Origin of the sequence: Propionispora hippei DSM 15287, from assembly GCF_900141835.1 — a bacterium.
Classification (GTDB): Bacteria; Bacillota; Negativicutes; order Propionisporales; family Propionisporaceae; genus Propionispora; species Propionispora hippei.
In genome coordinates this window covers 21,282-27,443 of the sequence record NZ_FQZD01000029.1, presented here as the reverse complement: position 1 = coordinate 27,443, position 6,162 = coordinate 21,282, and the positions used below count along the sequence as shown (strand labels likewise).

The window sequence follows — 6,162 nt, the reverse complement described above, 5'->3', positions numbered from 1 at the left end:
CAATGGCTTATTAGGTTTCAAATCCTTATAGGTAGTCTATTAACATTTTCTTGATTGAAGCTGCAAGGACAACGTAGTAGTTTCAAATCCTTATAGGTAGTCTATTAACCCATTCTATCCTGCAGAAATCCTGGCAGCATGAAAAGACCGTCAACTAGTACATTCCCGCTCTAATCATGCAATCCCTTTAGAAACAACATCAGTTTGTCGTCGATCTCCCAGGATTTTTACGCTATTGCCGGTCGACGACATTTTTTTCAAATACGTCTACTGCAAAATGAAGGATGATGATTCTTTATATTACACTTTTTCACCGGTAATCCTGCCACCAGCGGTGTTCGGAATGGGGTTTTTCGCCAATTGTAATCATTTCCCCAATCATCGGCGTGATTACCGGTACAGCTTTTGCCTGGGCCTCGGTCAGCAGCCGTTCCACTTGCTCAGTCCAGTCAGGATTAGACTGACTGAGCATACCCCAATGGATAGGCACCATCACCCGGCCTCTGAGATCAATTTGCGCTTGCACCGCTTTTTCCGGGATCATATGAACATGACCGAATAAAGCGTTAGCCTGCCCACATTCCACAAAAGTGATGTCAAAGGGTCCATAGGTATCACCAATCATTTTAAAATGCGGGCCATAGGCACTGTCACCGCTAAAGAATATATTGGTCTTTTTACCGGTAATCACCCACGAGCACCAGAGAGTTTTATTCCGGTCCCTTAGCCCCCTGCCAGAGAAATGTTTGCCTGGCGTACACGAAATTGCCAGACCGGCTTTATCAACCGTTTGCCCATAACTGCATTGACTTATTTTATTCCTCGCAATGCCCCACTTCTCAAGGCGTTTACCAACACCCTCTGGAACACAGTAATGCTTCACCTTATTTTTCAGTGCCTTAATCGTCTGATAATCCATATGATCGTAATGATCATGGGACAAAAGAAGAACATCAATCATGGGCATAGCTGCGGCTGTCAGCGGTAATTCATTCGTGAATCGCTTGCCGGTAAACAGAGTAAATGCATAGAAAAGCTCGAATAACACCGGATCGCACAAAATAAGCTTGCCGTCCACTTGCAGAAGCACTGTGGAATGGCCAAACCATATCGCTTTCGATGCACCACCCATAAAATCAGCAATCTCCGGCTTCAGCACCGGAATCGGCTTCTGCGGCCGTCTGCCAGGCTGCTCGTTAGCATTCATTTTTATACGATGATATAGCATAGTTAGAATACGAACATATCTCATAGCGTTCTTCTCTTTCTTGCCATAATTTTAAGATAAAAATCGTCTGTTATCTATTCTATCATACCTTGTTTGTCCAACAAAAACCTTACAAACCGTCTTCTTTATTATCTCCCCGCGCTTTATATAAACCAGTGAAAAGTTCTGCCAATGAAAAATAAAGAAAGGCTGCGCTATGGCAAGCTATCCGCTACCTTATCAGCTAATCCTACCGGGTTGCCTATTTTTTCTTTTTTTCATTGCTTACTAAAAGCTCGATGAATCATTATAATTTAATTATAAGTAGCTTTTCGGAGGTGTGAAATGTCTGCTATTTCGAGTATATCTACGGCGAATTTCATCTATAATCCCTCCATGACCGATTTTCAGTCGGGAGTCTCCCTGATGAGGGACAGCGGCCTTTCCACCGACTTAATGTCAAGCTTGGGCCTTGCCGCCTCTGATGCGTATTCCCTGGATGGGAATTTAGCAAACCTGGATACTATCAGCAGCGAAACGTTATCGGAGCTAAAAACGCGGGAGACCCTCTCCGGACAGAATGATTTCTCTATAGCGCCTTTTTCCGCAACCGCTTTATCATCCAATCTCGATTTTATCAATCGACTAACCACCGGTGAGCTGGAGTATGCCGATGACAACCTTACCACAACCGGCACAACTTCTTTTAGCGGCTCTAATTCATTTCTCCAATCTTACAAGACGTTTCCTTCTTCATTAGGGACACGGGTAGACATCAATGCATAGACATAGGATGTAGCGGCAAAACAAACCCTTGAAGCCTCAACAGGTTTCAAGGATTTTCTTCTTCTTATTTATTTCATATACTCAGTACTGCCCAGTCGCTCCCCATTATCATCTCAACCTAAAAAGAACACACAACTATCGTTCATACTTCATATGTTGTTGATACAAAACCTAGTTGCCGGGGTGAAGTGTTTTGGATGAATATAAAACAGCACCCGACGAATCCATTTTTCTTGATTTAAGTCCAGATGAAGCATCCTTACTTTTCTATATTTTTGGTGTTGCCGTATCTCAATCATTAACTATTGATGAGCTTAACCTTCTGGGAAACGGCCTGTTTGAAATGGCACAGGTTATGCTTGTCATTGCCGCACAGCGGACATTACTTAATGATGCCATGAGCACTCAACAGGAAGAAAGAAATAGTCAAGCAAAAGAAGAAAAGTCAGCGCAGGAATGGATGACAGAAATAAAAAAATTACAGGATCAAATTGAATCGCTGCAAAAGCAAATTGATGAGCTACGAATATAACCAAGGCAATGGCTCATTGCCTTAACTGCAATCTCACGTTCTTATCGGCCATGAAAAAAGAAATAATCAACAAAAAACAGGTAAGCTTACAGCCGCCACATTAAGTAGGTTGCTGTAGTCTTACCTGCTTTGATATATTACTGAAAATGCATTCTATAGAAATCTTAGCAGCCAGTTTACACCCACGTTCCTTTGCAATTGCTTCTTTACAGGAAATAGGGCCCTTTCTTTCGCTCAAACAACTTCGGCAGGTACTTCATAGGGCCGGAAGGTTTTTAGCATTTGCTGCAGATCGGACACCACTTTATCGTATGTATCGGTATTAGTTGTGACTGAAATGGTATAAAATACATTTTTAAGCAAAAACAGAACCCACACCGTATCGACTTTCGTGTCATCCTCCGCTGTTCGGGTCACGAAGTATAACGCCTTATGCCCGGCCACCTGGATCACCTTATTTTCGAGCAGCGTTTTGGTGGTATCCTCAGTAGAGTTGAAAGCCGAATCGACAATGTCCTTCATTTGCTTGTCCGATAGATCGTCCAAGGTATAGGGAGTGGACGAATCAACTTCCTGAGACTTTATCGTCAGCGAACTGTCATAACCACCAGGAAAGTGACGAAGGAACACCACGTCCTGCTCTATAGTATTATACTCAACCGGTATCCACGTTTCCGGCAGGTTGACAGTAAAATTAACAATCTGATTAGAATACACCCCAGCCAAACACTGAGCGGGCATAAGAAAAATAAAGAGCAGTAACATAGCAAGGGATTTTTTACCATTCATACGGTTGATGCCTCCTTTGGCTTCCCCCAAAGTTCATCCAATATATACGTATATTATACGCCTTAACACGCCTATGGACAAACCTTTGCAAATAAAGAGACTGACTGTACTATTGTTAACCAAAATTTAACCTTTCTTTAAAATATGAGCCGCCAATTCATGATAGCATGAGCTTAGGGCGTGTCTTCAAACTATCCGAAACGCTCCCTGACGGCGCTGTTTGTGCCATACTTCATTAAAATCTTTTGAAATAGGGGCCGCTATTCCTGCAAAATTTAAATTCGTCTGGCGCAAACATCACTCGCCATGGATCATTCCGTTAGTTTGAAGACACGCCCTAGTAAGAAAACTCTGTTCAGTTACAGCCGATAGCATGGCATATACCAAACAGAAGGAAGCGAATGCTTATGAACAAAAAGAACGAATTGCTCGAGCTTGTCCAGAAACCGAGCAGCATAACCCGCCGGAATTTCCTTAAAGGAGCCGGCTCACTGGCCTTATTTTTATCTTTGCCCTTCGATCTTCGCAGCGTCTTTGCCGCAAGCCCCGGCGCGTCGGTCATTCCCGACCATATTACCTTGACCTGGTCCGATAATCCCGCCACTACCCAGACCATTGCCTGGCGTACCGATACTTCAGTCAGTACAGGACTCATCCAATATGCTCCGCTTAATGGAGCAACCACCGCTGATGCTGTTACTCATTGGTCTCACTCTGTCCAGGCAGCCGTGGAAAACTTGTATTCCGATCTGGGAGAAGCCAATCTTCACGCCGGGATGATAACTGGTCTTACACCAGGCAGGAAATATGCCTACCGGGTAGGTGACGGCCTGAATTGGAGCAGTGCGGGCACCTTTACCACGCAGCCGGCCGGAATCAAAAAATTCACCTTCCTGATCTTTGGCGATTCTCAAAGCGGCATCACCGACAATCCTGAATACGGCCCCTGGAAAACCAACGTACATGCCGCCTTTACCGCCAACCCCGACGCCCGCTTTTTCATCAATGTCGGTGATCTGACCGAATGCGGCCAGTATTACACACACTGGAATCATTGGTATGAAGGCTGCCAGGATATCATCCGCACCATTCCCGCTATGCCCAGCCAGGGGAACCACGAGACCTACAACCACGGCTGGTTGCCGCCTTCCGGCGCCGTCTCCGAACCCTATGAGTATATTGAACAATTCAAGCTGCCGCAAAACGGCCCGCAAGAGCTGCGGACCCAGGCTTATTCCTGGGATTATGGCAACGTTCATTTCACGGTCATCGACAGCCAGTATGATGAAGAGGTAACTGCCGAGAACGGTCATGTCCGGTTCCCGGGAAACAATTCCACTCCCGCCAATCCTCTAGCCAATCCTTTTCTTCGCGCTCAAGCCGAGTGGCTGGAAAGAGATTTAAAAAGCACCAATAAAGAGTGGAAAATTGTTATCTTCCATAAAACTCCCTACTATAACAAAGCGACCCGGGCCAATGAAACGCTCAAAGCCGCCTTCTGCCCCATTATTGAAAAATATCATGTCGACGTCGTACTCAACGGCCACGATCACGGTATATCCCGGACTTATCCGCTAAAAGGGGATGTCTTCCAGAAGACTCCGGGCCAGGGCACCGTATACTATGTAACCGGCCGCGGCGGAAATAAATATTATACCGACTTATCCAAGAAAGTCTGGGACCAATTCTTCTTTGATGCCAATGATATGCCTTGCTATGTCGTTGCCCAGGTCAACGGCGCCCGTCTGACCTTAAGCGCCATCAAACAAGACGGCAGCTACATTGACACTTATACTATCGACAAAACCACCGGCACCGACTTCCCGGCCACTGTACTGCCGGACAGATACCTCTCGCCGCAGGTCATCGTTTACGGGAATAACAGTGGCGTCGAGGCTGGTCAAGCCGGAGCAGACTGGTACATCCCTTTAGATTGCCTAAAGGTTTCCTATAGAAATTCTTCTACCGGTGCCTTATATGAAAATGGCTCTTATGCAGGCGGCAAAACGGCCTATTCACTGCTGAAGCCCGGTAATTTTAGCGCCGATTCGTCCCAGGCCAGCTTCACTTATGCCAATACTCATTATCTCTTCACCGTAGGCAGCACGACCGTCGGCGGCAGCACTAAGCAGCTCAGTAAACCGGCCAAACTGCAAAACGGGCTGGTTGCCATAACGGCTGACGATTTTTATAACCTCTTAGGCTTCTCCTATCGCTATGACTCCTCGCTTAATGCAATTTTCCTGGCAAAGTAGTCTACGCTTACTCGATTGTCCAATTATAACCACTTTACCGATGCCTCTTTCCACCCCTTTGTCAACAATGGACAGGGGGGTTTTTTATTTTAAAACAAATACTTTTATGGTCTTACTAACCAAGCTTTACTACAGCAGACCCAGCAAAAAAATAAAACAGGACCTATTTGCCTAAGCAATAAGTCCTGTCTTTTTAACCTAAAATTATCTATTTCTGCTGCCGCAGCCAGCTTTCTATTTGTCCGATAAGCTGTTCAAAATTAACCTGCAATTGCCGGATATCTTCTTTAGTCGCCTGATCCACATGCAGGCCCACCGATACCAGCACCGTGGTATTCAGCCGGCTGGCCAATCGCATTGCCGCGTCTCTGGCCAGCAGATCGTCCTTGTGGCCCATGACGCACAGCACCGATGCGGTCGCCGAAATCCCGCCGTTTTGCTCCAGGCTGGGCCGGGACGAGGCCAGTGCGGCGGCCCCCACATGAGGCGCTTCCCCGCCGCCGACCGCAATTACGGCATCGTGACCGCACAGCGTAACCACTGCCGTAATTACATAAGGCTTATCACCAACCGTCAGACTGGTGGAAAGCATC

General features: G+C 46.1%; 6 protein-coding genes. 3 read left to right on the top strand and 3 right to left on the bottom strand.

Annotation, left to right across the window (positions count from 1 at the left end; translation table 11 throughout):
- Positions 1-310: 310 nt before the first annotated feature.
- The gene (locus tag F3H20_RS14435; RefSeq protein ID WP_223191780.1) at positions 311-1,252 is read right to left on the bottom strand and encodes an MBL fold metallo-hydrolase; all 942 of its coding nucleotides are present in this window, start codon (positions 1,250-1,252) and stop codon (positions 311-313) included.
- A gap of 300 nt (positions 1,253-1,552) precedes the next feature.
- On the opposite strand from F3H20_RS14435, the gene F3H20_RS14430 reads away from it, so the two are divergent.
- Both F3H20_RS14430 and F3H20_RS14425 read left to right on the top strand, forming a co-directional pair.
- Positions 1,553-1,993, top strand: a complete 441-nt coding sequence (locus tag F3H20_RS14430; protein WP_149735611.1) for a hypothetical protein — start codon at positions 1,553-1,555, stop codon at positions 1,991-1,993.
- A gap of 193 nt (positions 1,994-2,186) precedes the next feature.
- Positions 2,187-2,525: a hypothetical protein gene (locus F3H20_RS14425; protein WP_223191779.1), complete on the top strand. Its 339-nt coding sequence runs from the start codon at positions 2,187-2,189 to the stop codon at positions 2,523-2,525.
- Positions 2,526-2,759: 234 nt separating this feature from the next.
- Here the strand turns inward: F3H20_RS14425 and F3H20_RS14420 are convergent, their stop codons facing one another.
- A complete protein-coding gene (locus F3H20_RS14420) occupies positions 2,760-3,314 on the bottom strand; it encodes a PsbP-related protein (protein ID WP_149735610.1) in 555 nt (184 codons plus the stop codon).
- Between the two features lie 407 nt (positions 3,315-3,721).
- Between F3H20_RS14420 and F3H20_RS14415 the strand changes: the two genes are divergently transcribed.
- On the top strand, positions 3,722-5,569 hold the full coding sequence (locus tag F3H20_RS14415) for a purple acid phosphatase family protein (protein ID WP_149735609.1): 1,848 nt from the start codon (positions 3,722-3,724) through the stop codon (positions 5,567-5,569).
- A gap of 208 nt (positions 5,570-5,777) precedes the next feature.
- On the opposite strand, the gene lpdD is transcribed toward F3H20_RS14415, so the two are convergent.
- Positions 5,778-6,161, bottom strand: coding sequence for a prenylated flavin chaperone LpdD (lpdD, locus tag F3H20_RS14410; protein ID WP_149735608.1), 384 nt, complete (start codon positions 6,159-6,161; stop codon positions 5,778-5,780).
- Between the last annotated feature and the right edge of the window lies 1 nt (position 6,162).

What these genes read in the sequence shown, in the direction of transcription:
- F3H20_RS14420 (WP_149735610.1), bottom strand. Translation starts at nt 3,314, where the DNA reads ATGAATGGTAAAAAATCCCTTGCTATGTTACTGCTCTTTATTTTTCTT.
- F3H20_RS14430 (WP_149735611.1), top strand. Translation starts at nt 1,553, where the DNA reads ATGTCTGCTATTTCGAGTATATCTACGGCGAATTTCATCTATAATCCC.
- lpdD (WP_149735608.1), bottom strand. Translation starts at nt 6,161, where the DNA reads ATGCTTTCCACCAGTCTGACGGTTGGTGATAAGCCTTATGTAATTACG.
- F3H20_RS14415 (WP_149735609.1), top strand. Translation starts at nt 3,722, where the DNA reads ATGAACAAAAAGAACGAATTGCTCGAGCTTGTCCAGAAACCGAGCAGC.
- F3H20_RS14435 (WP_223191780.1), bottom strand. Translation starts at nt 1,252, where the DNA reads ATGAGATATGTTCGTATTCTAACTATGCTATATCATCGTATAAAAATG.